The organism is Sphingomonas sp. P4_D12 (genome assembly GCF_056401895.1).
In genome coordinates this window covers 178768-195673 of record NZ_JBFUIL010000004.1, presented here as the reverse complement: position 1 = coordinate 195673, position 16906 = coordinate 178768, and the positions used below count along the sequence as shown (strand labels likewise).

Here is a 16906-nt window from a genome sequence, read left to right as displayed (position 1 = left end):
CCGATCCGGGTCTTTCGGTATAAATCAATTATCTAAAGCCGAGTGGCAATGGAGGTGCGGGTCAAATTGGCCGAAGGCAAGACCACCCGGTCTGTGAAAAGGACGACCGGTTTTTCATTATGCCGCGGTGCAGCGTAACCGCGGAATTCGGATGCTTCAGCGAATCACTAGATAGGCGATTCCGGCCACCGCTACAGCCAGCGCCAGATAGCCGGCGACGCGGGACACGCGGCTGACCGTGAGCTCGATCCAGTCGCGCTCTACCGGGGCCGATTCGGGATTGGCCTGGATCTCGACCCGATCCAGCGCAGCGCCGAGCGCTTGTTGAGACATATCGTCCATCCTCTCCCCGCCCACCGCTTATGCCGCTGAGGCGAGTTGTGCCATAGCCGGGTTAAGCTGATGAGTGAAGACCAAAATAATTAATCGAGCTTCATCAGCCGCTTGAAATCCGGGACAAGCCGGCGGCGAGACGATTCACGGGGCGCCAGCCACGCGGACAGAACCGCTGCCGCCAGGTCGTTAGGGTCTTCGGGCCGCGCGTCACGCGCGATCAGGTGGGATGGGCGCATCGCGCGGAACTCCTTGTGTGGTCGCGGCGTTGATGCGTCGGGCGGAGCTTCGATGTCGTTAAACGACATGCTTTGCCGCGCGTTAAGCATCGGTTCGGCGGGCGTGCGTCCCGAACTATCGCAGGCCGCTGGCCGATGACGCCGGCGCCTCGATAAATACAGGCATGCTGTTCGAAGCTACCGGCCGAACCCAGATCGACGCTCGCGGCGAGCCGGTTTATCATGCCAAGGACCGTGCGGCCTATCGCCATGTCAGCGCGCATGACGTGGGGAACGGCCTGGTCGTGCTCGATCGTCCGACAAGCGGCGTGGTGATGGACGATGTGCGAGTCGATGGCGGGTATCGCGTCATCGAGAATACCGGGATCGATCGCGCCGCAGCAGGCGTCGTCGGCTTGCGGGTGTCCAACGTCACCGCGACCAACCTGCGTCGCGGCTTTGCCCGGATCCGATATGATAGCCGAGATGGAATCTTCTCCGACGTCACTGCCAGCGGCGTGCTGACGACCGGCGCGCACGACCTCCCATGCGGGATAGCGATCGCCGATGACGCATCCGACTTTCGCTTCGAGCGATGCACGATGCGCGGCTTTCAATGGAAGCGGAACGACCGCCAATATTGGAATGGCGACGGATTTTCGGCCGAACGCGGCAACCGGCGGCTGGTGTTCCGCGCGTGCGCGGCCTGGGACAATAGCGACGGCGGCTTCGATCTGAAGGCCAGCGATTCGATGCTCGACGACTGCATTTCGGGCCGCAACGCGCGCAACTACCGTTTGTGGTCGAGCATCAATGCAAGCCGCCTGACCAGCATCGAACCGAACAAGGTGGGCGGCATCGGCGATACGGTGCATTTCGCCCTGATGGGCGCCAAGGCGCCGGGAGGCGCGCCGATCGTCATCCGGATCGCCCATCTGGTGGTGAAGTCTGCTCATGGATGGCCGATCTTCGACGTGCATGACGGGCCGGTACGGATCATCATCGATTCGCACGACATTCAGGTTCCCGCGGGCACCCAATTAATCCGACCCCGGGGCAAAGGCAGCGTACCGGGAGGAATCCAATGGGGCGGCACGCCGCCAAAGCTGTGACCCGAGTTGAGCAGTTGCAGCATTAGGCGCGATGTAGGCACGGCTCAACGTTGCGCTCTTGTTGCGATGCAGCAGAAAGGCACAGGTACGCCAGCCCGTCTTAAGCCGACCGTTGGAGTCTTGGCGTGCCGGGCACCTGTCGACAACGCTCTACAAAAGGGATCGATATGGACAAGGTGCGCAAAGCGGTGTTTCCGATCGGCGGACTGGGGACGCGTTTCCTTCCCGCCACCAAGGCGATGCCGAAGGAAATGCTGCCGATCGTCGACCGCCCACTGATCCAATATGCCATCGACGAAGCGCGCGAGGCGGGGATCGAGCAGTTCATCTTCGTGACGAGCCGCGGCAAGTCGCTGATCGAGGATCATTTCGATCATTCCTTCGAACTCGAAGAGACGATGGAGCGGCGCGGCAAGTCGCTCGACGCGCTGGTCGACACGCGGTTTGCGCCGGGCGACATCGCCATCGTCCGTCAGCAGGAACCGCTTGGTCTCGGCCACGCCGTATGGTGCGCGCGCCGTCTGGTCGGGGACGAACCTTTTGCCGTGCTGCTCCCGGACGATCTGATGATCGGCCAGCCCGGCTGCCTGAAACAGATGATCGAAGCCTATGCGCAGGTCGGCGGCAACCTGCTCTGCGCCGAAGAGGTACCGCATGACCGGACGAACAAATACGGCATCATCACGCCTGGCGCCGCCGATGGCACGCTGACCGAGGTTCGCGGCCTGGTGGAAAAGCCCGCGCCCGACGAGGCGCCATCGAATCTGGCGGTCATCGGCCGCTATATCCTGCAACCGGCGATCATGGACATCCTGGCGCAGCAGGAAGAGGGCGCCGGCGGGGAAATCCAGCTTACCGACGCGATGACGCACCTTATCGGCCGCCAGCCGTTCCACGGCGTTACCTTCGCAGGCACGCGCTACGATTGCGGCGACAAGCACGGCTTCGTGAGCGCCACGATCGCGGTCGCGCTGTCACGGCCGGACATGGCGTCGGCAGTTCGCGACTGTCTGGCGAGGGCGTGAACCATATGGACGCCGCAACCCGGCCCCGCCTTCACCCCCGCCCGCTCGGCCCGGAGTCGGACGTCGACGAATCGACATTGATCGATCTGCGGCGAATCGGCCGCATCCTCCGCCGGCGCGCGCTGCTGATCGCGATCATCCTGGTCTGCGCCATGCTGATCGCGGCCATCGCCTACATGCTCGTGCAGCGACGCTATGTCGCAACCGCGCAGGTGGCGCTCGAGCGAACCGCCGAAAAGGTCATCGCCGAGGACCAGGTGACGCCTACCGTCGATCCCGATTCGGCGGCAGTCGATACCGAGGTCCAGGCGCTGCAATCGCCGGCGCTGATCGGCCAGGTGGTCGACACGCTGCGGCTCGATCGCAATCCCGATTTCAACGGCCACATGGTGCTTCCCGCTGCGGCAAACGCAAAGCCCGACCCGCTGGCCCGCGCCCGCGCGATCGGCAACATGTTCGGCAATTTGACGATCAAGCGCGATGGCTTGTCCTACGCGATCAGCATCTCGTTTGAAGCAACATCGCCGGTGGTCGCCGCGCAGGTCGTGAACACGCTTGCCCAGACCTATGTCTCGGGTCAGGTCAATACCAAGTCCGGCGCGACCAAGCGCGCCAGCCAGTTCCTCGAAGGGCGGTTGCAGGAAATGCGCGGCCAGGTGCTGACGGCGGAGAAGGCAGTCGCCGATTTCCGTGCGGCGAACAGTCTTTTCGCGGTGTCGAACCAGAGTGCGACAAGCCAGTCGACAAGCCAGGAAGCCTTGTCCAATCTTTCCACCCAGCTCGCGCAGGCGCAGGCTGAAAGTGCCGCCGCGCAAGCGCGTCTGTCGACTGCTCGCGCGCAACTCGCGCGCGGAAAGAGCGGCGACGAACTCGGCGAGTCGCTGGATTCGCCCGTCATCAGCGCGCTTCGCGGGCAGCGCGCCGAGATCGGCCGCGACGTTGCCAGCCTCGAAAAGCGATATGGCCCGCTTCATCCCGATCTTCAGCGGGCGCAGCGGGCGATGGCGAATACCGACGCGCAGATCGCCGCCGAGGTCAGCCGTATCGTCGCCAATACTTCGATCCAGGCCAATATCGCCAGCCAGCGCGCCGCTTCGCTCCAGGGATCGATCAACCGCGCCGAAGGTAAATTGGCAGCGGACAACAAGGCCACGGTGAGGCTGAACGAACTGGAGCGCAACGCCGATTCGGCGCGCACGCTCTACCGCTCGTTCCTCGACCGCTATCGCCAGACGATAGCGCAGGCCGGCCTCGAACAGAGCGACAGTTATATCGTCGCCGCGGCGCGCGTCCCGGCGTCGCCGAGCGCGCCCAATTTGCTGATCTTCGGCGCAGCGGGATTGGTCGGCGGGATCGGCATCGCGACATTGGTCGTGCTGTTGCTCCAGCTGCTCGAGCGTGGCGTCGAGACGAGCGAGGCGATCGAGCGGAAGCTCGGGTTGCCGGCGCTGGCGTCGATCCCCGACGCGGCGACGCTGCCGGAGTATAAAAAGAAGGGACTCCCCGCGCCGCCGATGGAACTCGTCGTGCAACGGCCGCAATCGTTGTTGGCGGAGGCTTTTCGCTCGCTCAGAACATCGATCTCGTTCGCGCTTCCCCACCAGAAGCACCGCATCATCGCGATTGCCTCTTCGGTACCCGGCGAAGGCAAGACGACGACCGCGATCTGCCTGGCGCGATCGGCCGCCGCTGCGGGCGTGAAGACCTTGCTGGTCGATTGCGACCCGCGCCGCCGCGCGACGAGCCGGCAGTTCGGCGGCAATGTGAAGGTTGGACTCAACGAGCTGCTAAGGGGGAGCGCGTCGCTCGATCAGGTCCTAGTCCAGGATCAGGCGACCGGCGCCTGGCTGCTGCCGCAGCGGGTCGATGCGGACGATCTGACCCTGACCGAAGGCGGGCGCTTCGCAGCACTGCTGACACAATTGCGCGAACGTTTCGATCTGATCCTGCTCGACACAGCGCCATTGCTGGCGATCGACGAGGCGCGCGTCGTCGCCAGCATGGCCGACGGCGTCGTGTTCTTGCTGCGTTGGCGTAAAACCGCCGCGAAGGCCGCGGAAATCGCTCTCGACCGGCTCGCCGATGTCGACGCGAACGTGATCGGCGTCGCGCTGACTCAGGTCAATGTGGTCGAGCAGGCACGCGCCGGGTTCGGCGATGCCGGCTATTACTACAAGGACGTTGAAAGCTACCACACAGCCTGAACGAGCAGCGACGTGAACGAAGCCTCCAGTTTCGGCCCGTCCTTCGGGCTGCAGATCCTCGTTCCCGTCACGATGCTCCTGCTCGTGCCGCTCGCCATCGCCTATGTGCGATCGGGCAGCACCGCGGCGCGTTTCGTGCTGGTCGCGCTGTGGCTGCGCTATATTGCCGGTGCGTATCATCTCTGGATGTTTCGCCCCATCGCCGCGGGCCTTTCCGGCAATGCGGTCGTGTCGATCGCGACCACCGGCATCGGGCTGCTGTTCGTGGTCCGCTTCGCCAATCTGGCGATTCGCTGGCTCTTGCCGGTTTATCTGATGATGGCGCTCGTGCTGGTCAGCGCTGTTCTCAATCATGACCCGAGCGGCGCGATCAACGCCGTCGTCAAATATCTCTATTTCGCCGTCATCGCGCTGGCGGTGCTCCAGGCGCACCGGCGCGATCCCGAGGGGCATTTCATCGGCTGGCTGATGGTCGCTTTCCTGCCGCTGACCGTGTTCCAGTTTCTGTCGGTCGTGCTCCATTTGCCCAAGGGGTCCGAACTCGACGGCGGCCTGGTATGGATCGGCGGCTACAACCATGAGGCGGCCTTTTCGGTCGCGCTGGTGGCGGGGTTTGTCGTCGGGTGCTTCGCCCGCTCCGCGCATCCCCTTCCCCGGGTGATTTTCCTGCTGGCGATGCTCGTCGGCATCCAGCTCGCGGGGTATCGCACCGCTATCTTCGCGATGGGGCCGCTCGCGGTGGCGACATTGTGGATCGGCATCACCACCAGCGTCCGGCGCGACCAGCGTCCCTTCATGGCGGGAGTCGGCGCCGCGCTCGCCGTGCTCCTGGTCGCGGTCGCGGTCGTCTTCTACGCCGACAAGTTCGCGGACATCGCGACTATCGCTGCCAATCCTGGCGCGCTGATCAAGCCCCCGAGAGAGTTTACCTGGGCCGACAAGCAGGTGTTGTCGGCACGCGCCTATATCTGGAGCAGCTATATCTATGCCTGGAAGGAAGGCGGCCCGGTCCAGCATCTGTTCGGGTTCGGGCCGGAGAGCTGGGAAGGATTGTTCAAGGTCTATCCGCACAACACCCTGGTCGGAACGGTGTACGAACTCGGCCTGGTCGGCGTTCTGGGCATGCTGTCGCTGTGGCTGACGATGCTGTGGGTGGCGATAAATGCGAAGGGCGAGCGCCTGATGCTGATCGCGGCGCACGCGTCGTTCCTGCTGCTCAACATGGCGACGATGCCGTTCTGGCAGGTCGAGGGACTCGGTCTCTACGGCTTCCTGTGCGGCTATACGATGTACCGGGCGCGCGCCCTCGCCTCACCGCGGCGAGAGGCTATCGCCGTTCGATCAGCGGATTGGCGCCCGGCACCATCCTGAAGCCGGGATTCTGCTCGAGAAAGGTGTCCACGGCGGTGCGGCAGCCGGGATAATCGTGGTAATCGTCGATCACGATCACGCCATGCTCCGACAATTTCGGCGCGACGGCGTTGAGGCAATAGAGCACCGGATCGTGCCAATCGCAGTCGATATGCGCGAAGGCCACGCGCTCGACGTCGAGCGTGGGCCAGGTTTCCTCGAACAGACCCTTTGCCAGCCGGACCTGGCGGCCATCGACCGGCGCATCGACGCTGGCGAGAACCTGGCCGACATGATCGAGCAGGTCGTCGCGATAGCCGTAATAGACGTCGCCGCCGATCCCGGTCGCCTCGCCGGCCGCGATCACGGCATAGCGTTCGCGCGATTTGGCGTCGTCATGCTCGGAGGTGGGCGGCGGAATGGTGGCGAAGACGTCCAGGCCGACGAAGTGCGTATCGGCGCGCCGCGCGGCCTGGGCGATCAACGCGGCTGTCCCGCCGAGCGCGACGCCGAATTCGAGATAGTCGCCCGCGACGCGGCGCTGCCCAAGCCGGCGCAACGCCGCCTCGATCCGGACGAGCTTGACCGGGCGCAGATAAGTCAGCCCTTCGCGCCGCATGCGTTTTGCGACGGGGCTGAGGCGGAACAGCATCCAGCGGCGGACGATGCGGTTACGAAGCGACATGGCGCATTTCCTTCCGGGTGGTCGCGGCAAGCGCCAGGTCGATCGCGGACTCGCGCGACGKCGCGCGGGACAGGCCGGCATAATCGGCGGTCCATTGATCGGCGAACCCGGCGACCTTGCCATAGCTATTGTCGAGCAGCACGTGGGGGATATCGAGCAGCAGCGAGAGGATGTGCGCGTGGAGGCGGTCGGTCACGACCGTGTCGCCCTGGGCCAGCATCGCCAACCCGCGTTTGACTCGCCATTCGGCAAGCACGCGCTGGCGTAACAGCCGTCGCGCCTGCGGATCGCGGACCAGAAGCCGGCGGAGTTTCAGCGTCGCCCGAATCCGGTCCCGCGCCCCCTTATCCTCCTCGAGCCAGTCGTCGGCGATCACGCCCGCCGGCGGCTCGGCGTCGGCACCGTTGGCGCGTTCATGGTCGGTGCGCAGCAGCGCGAATACCGGCGCCACGGCGGGCGCGGGCCGAGGTAACCGGCCGAGCATTAGCGCGGCATCCGGGCACAGCTCGACTGTGCAATCGAAGCGTGCGCGGGCAAAGGCCAGCGACTTCGCGTCGCGGACGAGCAATGTGAAGCGGCCATGGTCGCGGATCGCCGCGGCCATCTCGTCGGCGCGTTCGGGCGCGTCGTAATGGATCGATTGCGGCATCTGCACGATCGCGCGGTCGCGATGGTGCCGCAGCATCTGCAACCGAAACGCCTCGTGCTTCGGCCAGAGCGTTCCGAAATTGCCGCCGCCATGGATCAGGATCGTGCCGTCGCCGAGCGCAGCCGCCATCGCGCCGTCGTCATGGTCGCCCAGCGCGGAGACATAGACGGGCATCCGGCCGGCGCGCCGCAGATAGGCGATCTCGCCCAGCCAGATCGCCGAATCCCCGACATTGCTGTGATCGGGGAAATCGACCAGCGCGAGCCGGCCGGGGGGCAGGATGCGACTGAGCGTGGACGCAAAGCGTCCGGCGAGGGTAGCGACGACCTGGTCGGCACTGGCAGGGGTCAAATGCGGGCCTTTCTCAAGCGATAAGCACGACCGAGGATCATCGTGCGCCATTCGGGTCCAACCGCGAGAAGGACCGCGGCATAAAGCGCGACGCCGAGCGGCACGAGCATCGCGAGGGTCAGGAATTTGCTGATGCCCGCAACCTCCAGGGCGCGCAGTCCGACGAACAATGCGACTCCCATGACGGTCGAGGCGGCGAGTGGCGCCCGGACTGCCGCGAGCGTCGTTCCGGGTCCGATCCCCGATATGCGATGCAGCAGCCAGACTTGAAGCGGCAGCGTGACATAGGCGCGCGCCACGTAGGAGATTGCCACCGCGAACAGACCGTAAGGCAACGAGGCCAAGGTCAGGACGACGCCGAGCACAAGTTGCGCGGTGGACAACATGATCAGGCTCCGCCCGGCGCCAAGCGCGGACAGCGACGGCGAGGCGAAGAAATTGAGTGTGAAGGGCAACGCCATGAAGGCGAAAATCTGTGCCAGGGCGCCGGCATCGGCCCATTTCGCGCCGAACACGAACGGCACCGCGATCGGCGCGAGCGCGCCGAAGCCGACCAGGGCGGGAAAGGAAATCGCGGCGGCCCGCCCGATCATCCAGCGATAGGCGCGGGCGAGTTCGACGGTGTCGTCCTTCACGCGCGCCAGCGTTTGCGTCGCGACCGTCGTGAAGGGCTGGATCGCGCCGCGGGCGATCAGCTCCACGGTACGCCACGCCGTCCGGTAGACACCGACGGCGGCAAGGCCGATCCCCGCACCGATCGCCATCTCCTGGACGCGGACCGTCGCCAGGAAGATCAGCTGAACATAGATCAGGCTGGCATTGAGCATCAGATTGCCGCGCAGGATCGGCCATTCGAACCGCCATCCCGGGGTCCAGTCATAGGATTGGCGTGACAGGACAACGCCGACCGCTTCGGTCACCAGGCGCTGAATCACCAGCGCCCACAAGCCGAGCCCGTAAAAGGCGGCAAGCACGGCGGCCCCGCCGCCAATCACGCCGCCGACCACCGAGCGCAGCGCGGTCGTGCGATGCCCGAATTCGCGCAGGCGCAGCGCCATGTGAGTCACGCCGAACGAAGCGAGGGGGAGGACCAGGCTCTGCACCGCGAGCGGCAGCGCGATGCCGGGCGCGCCCATCAACTCGGCGATCGGGCGCGACAGCAGGATGATGGCCCCGCACGACAGCAAGGAGAAAGCCTGTTGCGAGCGGTAGATCGTGTCGAGGAACGCCGGGGTCAGCTCGCGGCGCCGAGCGACCGTCTGGAGCAGGCCGGCGGTCGATATGATACGGAATGCCTCGGACGTGACCGCGATGACCGCGAACGCACCGACTTCGGCGCGCGACAGCAATCGTGCCAGCATGACGAAAACGATGAACGACAGCACCTGATCGGACAGGAACCGCACCAGCGTCCAGCCGACCGAGCTCTTGCTCCGCTTGCGGAGTTCGGTGTCGAAACGGGCCTGATCAATATCCAAGGAAGCGCCTCGCCTTCATCATCCGCATGCGGGTGCGTTCCAGCTGCCGCCAGGCGCGCTGGCGCAGCGTGTGGAACGCAGGATCGTCCTTGCCGGCAAACCGCGCCGCGCCGATCGCGGACGGCACGGTCGCTTCGAGGATCGGTGCCGGGAACAACGCGAGGTTGCGAACCCCGTGCGCCCAGGATCGATCCATCGCGTCGTCGATCGGCCGGCGAATGACGCGGCATTCGTCGATGAACGCGCGCGCGCCGGCCAGCGTGATGGCATAGCCCTGCGTGCCGTAAGCCGGGCCGATCAACTCGACCACGGTACGCGAGTGCTGAAGGAAATCGGTCGCGACGATCCGCTGAAAGGTCGGCCGCTTTGCATAGAGCCGCAGGTAATCGAAACCGCGGGCGGCAAGGTCAGTCTCGGCGAGGCGCTCGATATAGGCCCAGTCGATGATCGTATCGTCTTCCAGGACGATGGCCTGCGCGACGTCGCGCGCAACCATCTCCTCCCAGATCGAGAAATGGCTGGCGTAACAACCGATCTCGCCGCGGGTCAGCGCACGCCCTTTGTGACGCCGGATCGCCGCCTCGTCGATGGCAAGGCTGTCGGGACGCTGGGTGCAGGCGTCAAAGAACCGCCAGGCCAGCGCGGTGTCGCGTGCGCGATCGGAGAATGCGGCGCGACGCTCGCCGGCGTCGGCCAGCGACACCACGAAGAACTCGGTTCGCGGGGGCGTGCCGGAGGGCTTCCCTCGCTCAACATGGTCTGGGTCCGACACCACGTGCTAGGCAGAGATTATTTTGCAGTGCAGCGCAAGACGGCGCTGCGACGACCCGAGCGGCACGAGCGACGGACCCAAAGTCGCAGATCCGAGCTTCTCGCGTCGTCGGCATAATGGGGCATTTCGCCTTCGCAGGTGCAGCAGGACATTGACGCTGACCGCGCGCGGAGGGAGGCAGTGCCCATGCTTGACGTCAGACGAGGAGACGAGTCGTGACGCGTGTCGCGCTGAGCGTCATCGTGCCGGTGTGGAACGGCGAAGCGGTGATCGCGCGCTGCCTCGACGCGCTTGGGCGCCAGACGGCCGATCGCGCGCGTTACGAGATCATCGTGGTCGACAACGGATCGACCGATCGCACCGCGGAGATCGTCCGGGGTTATTCCGGCGTGACCCTGCTCGCCGAACCCAGGCCGGGATCCTATGCTGCGCGCAACACCGCGATCGCCCAGGCCGCGGCGCCGATCATCGCGTTCACCGATGCCGATTGCGTGCCCGATGCCGATTGGCTCGCCACCGCCTTGGTCGCAGCCGAGGCGAATCCCGGGTTCGGCGTCCTCGCGGGCAAAATCGACCTGTTCGAAGAGGGCGCGTCGGGCGCACGAGTCTATGCCGACTATGAAAGGCTGTTCAGCTTTCCGCAGGCGCATGCGGCGCGAGGGAATTGCGCGACCGCCAACTGGATTAGCCGTGCGGAGGTATTGCGTGCGCTGGGCGGGTTCGACGCCAGTCTGAAATCGGGTGGCGATCGGCAGATGGCGTTACGGATCCGCGCCGCGGGCCACCCGCTCATCTATGTCCCCGAGATGGTGGTGCGTCACCCGGTGCGCGCCGACCGCAGCGAATTGGTGCGCAAGCGCCGCCGGCTCAGCGGCGGTCGCTGGGATCGGACCAGCGCTACGCCGCGCCTGGCGCGCGTGCTGGGCGTCACCGCGGTCGACACCGTGCGCCGATTGCGACGCGCGGCGGTCTCGCGGGAATTGCCGCTCGGCCGGCGGCTGGCGGTAATGAAGCTGACGCTTGAGCTGGCGGGAGTCGCGACGCGCGAATTCCTGCGGCTCTCGGGCGGACGCGAGGCGGCGCGCGACTGATGGGAGACGTTCGCTTCTCGGTGGTCATGCCGCTGTACAACAAGGCCGCACATGTTCGCGACGCGATCGACAGCGTCCGCGCGCAATCCCATGCGGCCTATGAAATCATCGTGGTGGACAATCGCTCGACCGACGGGAGCCGCGAGATTGTCGCCGCGATCGACGATCCGCGCATTCGCCTGCTCGATCTCGCGACACCGGGGCCCGGCGGATATGCCGGGCGCAATGTCGGTATCGAGGCCGCGAGGGGCGAATGGATCGCCTTTCTCGACGCCGACGATCTATGGGCGCACGACCATCTGGCGCTATTGGCGCAGACTATCGCCGAGGACCCTGGCGTCGCCGCGGTTGCGACTCGGTTCGATCACGTGTTCGCGGACCGGCGTCAGCCGCAGCGCATCGCGGCCCGGCTCGAGAGTCCCGTCACGCTCGATTTCGCCGGCTTCCTCGAAAGCTGGCTGGCGGTGCGCGAATGCCCGATGTGGACCGGCGCGATCGCGATTCGCCGGACCGCGATTCTCGCAGCCGGCGGATTCCCTCATGGCAAGGCGGTGCGCGGCGGCGACAAGGACCTGTGGTTGCGCGTCCTCCGCAAGGGCCGGTTGCGCTATTCGCCCGTGATCAGCGCCGACTTCCATCGCGACTCCGAGAACAAGGTCAGCAAGTCGACCACGACGCTCGACCTGCCCCTCATCGTGACGACGGTGCGCGGCATGATCCCGACCGCGACCCCGCGCGAAGCTGCGCTGCTGCGGCGACTGGCGAACCAGGAGATCGCGCATTACGCGCGCTACGCGATGAAACATCCGGGGCGGACCGCGATCCGCGCGAGCGACGTCTATCTGCCCGAAGGTTGGACGACCGCGGCGCTGGTGCTCGCTGCGCGCGCGATCCCGGCGGCGGTCCGGCAACGAGGACATGAACTGCGCAGCCGGTGGAGCGCGCAGGCTTGACCATTCTTGCCAATATCGGTCGGCTGATGATCGCCGGCGCGGCGATCGCGGCGTGGCTCGCCATCCTCGGGGCATGGCTTCCGAGCCTGGACGTGCTCGCGTCGTTCGTGCCGCTGTTCGCCGTGGCGCTGGCGGTCGGGCTCCTGATCGCGCGGCGACGCGTTCGCTGGACCTTGCCGCTCGCGGCGATCGGCATCGTACCGATGGCGATGGCGGCGACGCCGGAAATCGTCCGGACGATCCCCGCCGCGCCCAAGGGGGCACGCGAAGTGCGCGTTCTGACCCATAATGTCTGGGTCGACAACGCGTCCCCCGCCGCCACCGGCGCGGCGATCGCGGGGACGGATGCCGACATCGTGCTGTTGCAGGAGACGTCGCGCGCACGCGACGCGCTGGTCACGGCGACCGCTGGCCGCTTTCCCTATCGCACGGCGTGCCCCGGCGGCGGATGCGGCCTGGCGATCCTCTCGCGCTGGCCGATCCGCGCTTCGGGCTATTTCCTGAAGGATGCGCATGGACAGAAGTTCGGACCGCCGCTGCTCTGGGCCGAGATCGCCGTGCCCGGGAGCGCGCCGGTGACGGTTGCCACGCTACATTATCCGCGGCCGATTCCTGCCAACCGACAGGCCGCAGCGCGCGCCGCGCTTGCCGCCGCCTTGGCCCGCATCGATCGCGGCGGCCTGATCATTGGAGGCGATATGAACCTGACGCCGTGGAGCGCGGCGATGCGCGCGCAGGATGCGGCGTTCGCGCCACTGACGCGGATGACGCGCGCGATCTGGAGCTGGCCACGCACCCTGCCCTTCCTGCCGATCGATCAGCTCTATGCCGGCCCGGCCTGGGGCCTGGTGCGCGCCGACCGCCTGGCGGCGACCGGCTCCGACCATTTCCCCATTCTCGTGACGCTGGGGCGCCGATGACGCCTCGTGTGATCCTGCTGGCCGGTCTGATCAATGCCGCGATTACCGGCACCGCCTTCGCGCAGGTATCGGATGCGACCGACAGCGTCGGCCAGGCCCCGCCGTCGAGCGCGTTCGGCCGCGACCGCAACGTCAGCGTCATGGAGCGCGAACATCCCGAATACGACCCGGCCCCGGTCCATGTCGGCGTCCTCGAGCTCACGCCGTCGGTGGCGATCGGCACCGGGTATGACGACAATTTGTACGCGGTGAACGCACCGCGCATCGGCGATGCCTATCTCCATGTCGTCCCGCGGTTGAAGATTGTCCGCCCGTCGCCCAATCTGAAGCTGACGCTGAACGGCGAGTTCGATCTGACGCGCTATGCATCGCGCATCAGCGAAAACCAGACCAACTACCGCCTCGACGGCAGTGCCCATTACGTCATCAGCAACGACACGACGATCGACCTGACCGGGCTCTACGGCCGTTTTGCCCAAGAGCGTACCGAGCCCGATTCTCCTGCGCTAGTGCAGCGTCCGATCCGCTTCACGATCAGCGAAGCGAGCGGAGCAGTGACGCATGTCTTCAACCGATTGCGCGTGCGCGGGGTGCTGGACGTCGAAAATCGCAATTACCGGGACGGCCGCGATGCCCTTGCCGGCGTCGTCGATGAGGATTTTCGCGACCGCACGACGGTAACGGGCACCGGCATCGTCGAATATGCGCTCAGCCCGAGCATTTCGCTGTTCGGTGTGGGGTCGTACAATATCCGCGATTACCGCACCCGGATCGGACCGGTCCCGGCACGCGACTCGCAAGGGTATGAGGCTGCCTTGGGATCGAGTTTCGAACTCGGCGCCAAAATCCGCGGGTCGCTGCGCGTCGGCTATCTTCAGCAGAATTATCGCGACCCGTTCTTCGCGGACATCAGTGGCGTGCTGGTGCGGGGCGATGTCGAATATTTCCTGACGCCGCTCGTCACGCTCACGGCCACGGTCGATCGCCGCGTCAACGAGACCGGAATCCTGGGGGCCGCCGGTTATCTTTCGACCACCATGTCGCTTCGCGCCGACTATGAACTGCTGCGCAATTTGATCCTGAGCGCGAGCGTCGAAAAGGAAGCGCGCGACTTCAACAATATCGATCGCAATGACGACCGCTGGAACTACCGCGCATCCGGGACATACCGGCTCAGCCCGCGAATAGCGCTCCGCGCGGATGTGTTGCGTCGCAGTCAGTCCAGCTCCGGTCTCTTGTCCGGCCGCGATTACGAGAAGGTGCGCGTGTCGTTCGGCGTGACGCTATCAGGTTTGTAGGGCACCGCCGACGGTCGGCTGCGCCTTTTCCCGCATTTGTCCGGGATAGGCATCGGCGCAGGCGGCCAACAGCGCCTCGGGCGCCATCCGGTTGATATAGCCTTCCGATCCCTGGTCGGAAATGAGCTTGGCCGGAATCCCGACGACCACGCCGCGGTCGGGCACGTCCTTGGTGACGACGGCATTGACGCCGATTGCCGCCTCTTCGCCGACATTGATGCCGCCGATGATCTTCGCGCCGGATCCCAGGAAGCTGCGGTCGCCGATCACCGGCGCCCCCTTGCGCGCGCCGCGGTTCATATAGCCGAGCACGACTCCGTGGGTCAGGTTGACGTTGCTCCCCAACACCGCATCGCCGTGAATGTAGAAACCGCCGAAACGGTTGAGGAACAGCCCCGGCCCGATCTCGGTATATTCGGGAATCGCGAAACCGTATTTGTAGCGCGCGCGCAGGAGCATCAGCTTTGACAGCGGATAGAGGCCGAACGCCTTAGCCGGCTTGCGCTTCAGCCACCCGCAGGTGCGCATCAGCACGGTATATTTGTACCCCGGCGTGAAGGCATAATGCCGCAGGAAGCTCTTCAGATCGACCCGACCGGCATAGCGGTAGAGGTCGGCGGCAAGCAGCGCCTTGAGCTTCGTGAAGCTGACTGCGCAACCGCGCAGATGCGGCTCTCCCGTTTCCTGCATCAGAAGTAGCGCTCGGAGAAGCGCACCGTGTCGCCGGGCATGATCGCGAAGTCCGCGGTCAGCGGATATTCGGTTTCGCCCGCCTCGCCCGCGCGTTTGACGAATACCTTCTTCTGGTTGGCGCGATAGGTGAAGCCGTCCGCTTTCGCGACCGCCCCACGGATCGTGAGGCCCGGCGTATAGGGATATTCGCCGGGCTTCTGCACCTCGCCCAGAACGTAGATGGGACGGAAAGTCAGCACTTCGACCGCGACCTTGGGATTGAGCAGATAGCCCGCGCCAAGCTTGGCTTCGAGCGCGCCCGCCAGCGCGGCCGGGTCGAGCCCCGCGGCCTGCACGTCGCCGATCAGCGGGAAGGCGAGGGTGCCGGCGGGAGTTACCTGGAACTCGCCGGTCAGCGTCGGCTCGCCATAGGTCGTCACCTTCACCTTATCGCCGGCTGCCAGCTTCATCGCGTCGGCCGCGGGCGGAGGACCGCCGCCGGCGACCGGGGTCTGCCCGACACAGGCAGAGAGAAAAAGAAGGGCCAGAGCGAGCAGAAGCTTCATCGCGCGATTCCTGAGGACAGGGGATAGGGAGACGCGGGCGAGCCGCTGGTTCGAGGGGGCTGCAGTGCGGCGTCGATACGGCGCCAATAACGTTCGGTCGCCTGGGCGACGCCATAATCGAGCGAGCGCCGGCGGGCAGCGTCGGCCGCGGCGGTACGGCGCGGTTCGCTCGCGACTTCGCGCAAGGCCGACGCGAAGGTGGCAACGTCGTTCGGCGGCACCAGCGCGCCGGCGGGAACCTGGCGCGCATCGACTATCGATTCGCGCGGCAGATCGGCGAGGATCTCCGACGGTCCCGATGCGCAATTGGTGGCGACTACCGGCAATCCGCAGGCCATCGCCTCGACCAGGCCGTTGGGAAAACCTTCGGCATTGGAGGGCATCGCGAACAGCCGCGCGCGCGCCAGTACGGCGAAGGGATTGGCGACAAAACCGGGCAGCAACACGCGTTCCGTCAGTCCCTTTGCCGCGATCTGCGCTTCCAGCGATGCGCGTTCGGGTCCTTCGCCCATGATGACGAGCCGATGCGGCAGACCGGACGCGGCGAACGCATCGACGAGCAGCGCGAAATTCTTGTTGGGGACGAGCCTGCCGGCCGCCACCACATAATCGCCGTCGATCGCCAATGGGCTGGGCGCAGCGGCCTGAGCCGCGATCGCGTCATGGTCGACCGGATTGGCGATCGCGCTGACGCAATCGCGCGCGACCCCGAAATTCTGCACCAGGTCGTCGACCACACCATCCGATACCGCGATGACGTGTCGCGCGCGTGGGTAGGCGAAGCGCACCATCGCACGCGCGGCGATCGCGCCCGCGCCGCTGCCCAGATGCGCGCTGGTATTGACCCGCTCGCTGATCAGCCACGGCCGTCCGCGCCCGGCCATCGCAATGGCGGTGGCCACATTGGCACGGGTCAGGAAGGCGAGCGCGGTGTCGGGGTTCAGCCGGGCTACCAGCCGACGCAATTGCGCGATGCTCGCGCCCAACCGGTGCCGCGCGTCGAGCTGGGTGACGGTGATCCACTCCGGAACGGCGTAAGCGCGCGGCTCGTCGTCGAGCAGCGCGAGATGCACGTCATAGCGATCCCGCCACGGCGCCGACGCGCCAAGGATCGTCGTGAGCACACGTTCCGCCCCGCCGCCGGCGAGCGAATTGATGACGAACAGGATCGTCGCCTTTGCGGCCATGTATCCTCACGTTCGGCGCTACCACCGGTTACGGCTGCGATG

General features: G+C 65.9%; 17 protein-coding genes. 8 read left to right on the top strand and 9 right to left on the bottom strand.

Annotated elements, in window-relative coordinates; translation table 11 throughout:
* Positions 1-156: 156 nt before the first annotated feature.
* The gene (locus AC1DSD_RS09205; protein WP_478029733.1) at positions 157-333 is read right to left on the bottom strand and encodes a hypothetical protein; all 177 of its coding nucleotides are present in this window, start codon (positions 331-333) and stop codon (positions 157-159) included.
* 89 nt (positions 334-422) lie between these two features.
* Complete coding sequence (locus AC1DSD_RS09200) at positions 423-641, bottom strand: hypothetical protein (RefSeq protein ID WP_478029732.1); 219 nt, start codon at positions 639-641, stop codon at positions 423-425.
* Between the two features lie 95 nt (positions 642-736).
* Here AC1DSD_RS09200 and AC1DSD_RS09195 point away from each other — a divergent pair, with 95 nt between their 5' ends.
* The 4 genes from AC1DSD_RS09195 (at position 737) to AC1DSD_RS09180 (ending at position 6263) form a co-directional block, all read left to right on the top strand.
* Positions 737-1663: a hypothetical protein gene (locus tag AC1DSD_RS09195; RefSeq protein ID WP_478029731.1), complete on the top strand. Its 927-nt coding sequence runs from the start codon at positions 737-739 to the stop codon at positions 1661-1663.
* Between the two features lie 167 nt (positions 1664-1830).
* On the top strand, positions 1831-2688 hold the full coding sequence (gene galU / locus AC1DSD_RS09190) for a UTP--glucose-1-phosphate uridylyltransferase GalU (protein ID WP_478029730.1): 858 nt from the start codon (positions 1831-1833) through the stop codon (positions 2686-2688).
* A 5-nt stretch (positions 2689-2693) separates the two neighbouring features.
* Positions 2694-4892, top strand: coding sequence for a GumC family protein (locus tag AC1DSD_RS09185; RefSeq protein WP_478029729.1), 2199 nt, complete (start codon positions 2694-2696; stop codon positions 4890-4892).
* A 12-nt stretch (positions 4893-4904) separates the two neighbouring features.
* A complete protein-coding gene (locus AC1DSD_RS09180; protein ID WP_478029728.1) occupies positions 4905-6263 on the top strand; it encodes a hypothetical protein in 1359 nt (452 codons plus the stop codon).
* On the opposite strand, the gene AC1DSD_RS09175 is transcribed toward AC1DSD_RS09180, so the two are convergent.
* From AC1DSD_RS09175 to AC1DSD_RS09160, 4 genes are read right to left on the bottom strand one after another with little or no spacing between them, the layout of a single operon-like run.
* Positions 6220-6927 (bottom strand): TylF/MycF/NovP-related O-methyltransferase, encoded by a 708-nt coding sequence (locus AC1DSD_RS09175; protein ID WP_478029727.1) that lies wholly within the window; start codon positions 6925-6927, stop codon positions 6220-6222. The two genes, AC1DSD_RS09180 and AC1DSD_RS09175, sit on opposite strands and share 44 nt — an antisense overlap.
* Positions 6914-7927, bottom strand: a complete 1014-nt coding sequence (locus AC1DSD_RS09170; protein ID WP_478029726.1) for a polysaccharide pyruvyl transferase family protein — start codon at positions 7925-7927, stop codon at positions 6914-6916. Before AC1DSD_RS09170 ends, AC1DSD_RS09175 begins: the two co-directional genes overlap by 14 nt.
* Complete coding sequence (locus AC1DSD_RS09165) at positions 7924-9405, bottom strand: oligosaccharide flippase family protein (RefSeq protein ID WP_478029725.1); 1482 nt, start codon at positions 9403-9405, stop codon at positions 7924-7926. Before AC1DSD_RS09165 ends, AC1DSD_RS09170 begins: the two co-directional genes overlap by 4 nt.
* The gene (locus AC1DSD_RS09160; RefSeq protein ID WP_478029724.1) at positions 9395-10111 is read right to left on the bottom strand and encodes a glycosyltransferase family 25 protein; all 717 of its coding nucleotides are present in this window, start codon (positions 10109-10111) and stop codon (positions 9395-9397) included. The genes AC1DSD_RS09165 and AC1DSD_RS09160 overlap by 11 nt, the downstream gene beginning before the upstream one ends.
* 281 nt (positions 10112-10392) lie before the next feature.
* Here AC1DSD_RS09160 and AC1DSD_RS09155 point away from each other — a divergent pair, with 281 nt between their 5' ends.
* The 4 genes from AC1DSD_RS09155 to AC1DSD_RS09140 are packed head-to-tail and all read left to right on the top strand — an operon-like array spanning position 10393 to position 14439.
* Positions 10393-11268, top strand: a complete 876-nt coding sequence (locus AC1DSD_RS09155) for a glycosyltransferase family 2 protein (protein ID WP_478029723.1) — start codon at positions 10393-10395, stop codon at positions 11266-11268.
* On the top strand, positions 11268-12221 hold the full coding sequence (locus AC1DSD_RS09150) for a glycosyltransferase family 2 protein (protein ID WP_478029722.1): 954 nt from the start codon (positions 11268-11270) through the stop codon (positions 12219-12221). Before AC1DSD_RS09155 ends, AC1DSD_RS09150 begins: the two co-directional genes overlap by 1 nt.
* A complete protein-coding gene (locus AC1DSD_RS09145) occupies positions 12218-13141 on the top strand; it encodes an endonuclease/exonuclease/phosphatase family protein (RefSeq protein WP_478029721.1) in 924 nt (307 codons plus the stop codon). Before AC1DSD_RS09150 ends, AC1DSD_RS09145 begins: the two co-directional genes overlap by 4 nt.
* The gene (locus AC1DSD_RS09140) at positions 13138-14439 is read left to right on the top strand and encodes an outer membrane beta-barrel protein (RefSeq protein ID WP_478029720.1); all 1302 of its coding nucleotides are present in this window, start codon (positions 13138-13140) and stop codon (positions 14437-14439) included. The genes AC1DSD_RS09145 and AC1DSD_RS09140 overlap by 4 nt, the downstream gene beginning before the upstream one ends.
* On the opposite strand, the gene AC1DSD_RS09135 is transcribed toward AC1DSD_RS09140, so the two are convergent.
* From AC1DSD_RS09135 to AC1DSD_RS09125, 3 genes are read right to left on the bottom strand one after another with little or no spacing between them, the layout of a single operon-like run.
* Positions 14428-15129, bottom strand: coding sequence for a serine O-acetyltransferase (locus AC1DSD_RS09135; RefSeq protein WP_478029719.1), 702 nt, complete (start codon positions 15127-15129; stop codon positions 14428-14430). The two genes, AC1DSD_RS09140 and AC1DSD_RS09135, sit on opposite strands and share 12 nt — an antisense overlap.
* Positions 15129-15677 carry a polysaccharide biosynthesis/export family protein gene (locus tag AC1DSD_RS09130; RefSeq protein ID WP_478029718.1) on the bottom strand — a complete coding sequence of 183 codons (549 nt, stop codon included), beginning with the start codon at positions 15675-15677 and terminating at the stop codon, positions 15129-15131. Before AC1DSD_RS09130 ends, AC1DSD_RS09135 begins: the two co-directional genes overlap by 1 nt.
* Positions 15674-16864: a glycosyltransferase gene (locus AC1DSD_RS09125; RefSeq protein ID WP_478029717.1), complete on the bottom strand. Its 1191-nt coding sequence runs from the start codon at positions 16862-16864 to the stop codon at positions 15674-15676. Before AC1DSD_RS09125 ends, AC1DSD_RS09130 begins: the two co-directional genes overlap by 4 nt.
* Between the last annotated feature and the right edge of the window lie 42 nt (positions 16865-16906).